This window comes from Pseudomonas sp. PA15(2017) (assembly GCF_001945395.1).
In the GTDB taxonomy this organism is placed as follows: Bacteria; Pseudomonadota; Gammaproteobacteria; order Pseudomonadales; family Pseudomonadaceae; genus Aquipseudomonas.
The window spans coordinates 1-1,853 of the sequence record NZ_MSXV01000049.1 but is presented as its reverse complement, the minus strand read 5'-3'; the positions used below and the strand labels follow the sequence as shown (position 1 = coordinate 1,853).

The following is a 1,853-nucleotide window of genomic DNA, read 5'->3' as shown; positions in this document are numbered from 1 at the left end:
CTGCTTTGCCCGCGACCTTCGCCCTGGATATAACCCATAAACGACAATGCCCCTATCAACCGATAGAGGCATTGTCTTCAACTCACCCTCGGACTGCTAGGTTTTCACACAGTCTGCCATGCCCGCGATTTTTCGCGCGCATAGCGCATTCTCACAGTGGATCGGTGGACTGCCATTCCTGCCAATTAGCGGCCAAGATCGGCGAACCCGGACCTAAAGATCATGAACAGGCCCTAAGGGACGTAGCGGCTCTGTGGGCCGCATCACAGCTCTGAGCGAACCCGGCGATTCAGCCCATTTCAGGTGCTTTTGGAACGAACGATACGGCCAGCCTTGGCCTCACCCGCGTATTTGTTGAGGCGGTCTTCATCATTGGTCAGCACCCCGACCATGCGCAGAATAGCCCACGCGTCTGCCTCGTTTTCCGTCCCCCGCAGCCGCTCGGCGACCTTCAGCAGGTCGACGGATACCCACCGCAGGTCTTCAGCGACAGCTTTCAGGTCTTGCTTCAATATCTGTGTTTGGCGCTGGCCCATATGTCCTCATTAAATGCGATAAAACGCGGTGATCGTTTCGGGAGTTCAAAGCAACGTCGCTTGACCGGCTATCGAATCGACAGGTTTTCCAAGGTTCTGATCACTCAGATCGGCATTTTATGCCATGTCGAGTCAGCTAGCGGAACAGGGATGTGAAGCGATTTGAAGGACAGAGCATTTCAGAAGGAGGGCGGTAACTCGTCAACGGAATACCGCCTGTTGCATCTACAGGTCTTTTTTCAGTTCCTTGTCGATATGTTTGTCGGCCTTGTGCCGCTCCTTGCTGTCGTGGTCGATACCCTTGTCAATCTCCTCGGCGCTGTGGTGCTCACCCTTGTCAACTTCGTGCGCGTCGTGCTTCGCATCCGTCTCGATATCTCGGGCCTCTTCGCGAACGCTCTTTTCGGCTGGACTTTCTGCCAGGGCCACGGGAGCGACCGTGGCAGAAACGAACAGGGCGGTAGCAAGCGTGATAAGTGCTTTTTGCATAGTGACTCTCCATTTCGCTATGGGCAGCCTCACTGGGCTGGGCAATTGAAACTATAGATCTGGAAACTGGGGGCGGGCGTGCAACTGGTCGATTTTGCAGGACAAATGGGCGTTGGCAGTGCCAAGGCGGTGGCATCTCGGGTAACGGGTTGGCAAAGCAGGTCACGCTTGAGTAATGCATTGCGCTGCGGCCAGTCGCTTGGTCAGGCCGAACTGACAATCCAGATATGTCCGCATGACTTCGGGGGCGGGCTGTCGTCGAAGGAATCGGCACGCCTTACCGCGCCATAGACGTGAAAACTGGTCGAGGTGCGCTACGTTGATCGATAGCCACATCAGATCGCACCGCTGCAACTTGCAAGCGCTCTGGCCGATTCATCGAGAGAGACGCTTTGAAGTGGTTGCATGCTCATCTCGGCGCGATGAGCGATTTGTACCGCCTACCGCCTACCGCCAACAGTCAGAGCTTCATCAAGTTGGGCAATATTTTGAATGAAATATAACCAGCTTTCGTTGAATTGAGCTTGATGGCCAAGTGGCATCAGGCTTAAGTTGTCCTGAAACGACATGCTTTTTTCAGGGACGACCCTATGTTTTTCCGCAATGGATCTGCGGTGGTATGCCTCTGCCTGTCTGCTCTGTCGCTGGCCGTATCGGCGCAGACGCCCCCCATCGACCTGCCCGGCAACCGCCAGACGCCCCTGAGCCAAGACCTGATCCGCGATCGCCAGGAACGTCTGCTCGACGAGCAGCAGCAGCGCCTGCAGGAACTCCAGCAGCTACCAGGCAAGCGCGCCGAGCCGGCGGCGCCACCGGCACCCGAGGGCG

2 protein-coding genes and 1 pseudogene are annotated in these 1,853 nt (G+C 56.5%); 1 reads left to right on the top strand and 2 read right to left on the bottom strand.

Annotated elements, in window-relative coordinates; genetic code table 11:
* Positions 1–299 precede the first annotated feature (299 nt).
* Positions 300–536 carry a hypothetical protein gene (locus tag BVH03_RS15650; protein ID WP_075962034.1) on the bottom strand — a complete coding sequence of 79 codons (237 nt, stop codon included), beginning with the start codon at positions 534–536 and terminating at the stop codon, positions 300–302.
* Between the two features lie 225 nt (positions 537–761).
* A complete protein-coding gene (locus BVH03_RS15645) occupies positions 762–1,025 on the bottom strand; it encodes a hypothetical protein (protein ID WP_075962033.1) in 264 nt (87 codons plus the stop codon).
* Between the two features lie 590 nt (positions 1,026–1,615).
* Between BVH03_RS15645 and BVH03_RS15640 the strand changes: the two are divergent.
* A pseudogene (locus tag BVH03_RS15640) lies at positions 1,616–1,853 on the top strand (ShlB/FhaC/HecB family hemolysin secretion/activation protein); the annotation flags it as partial.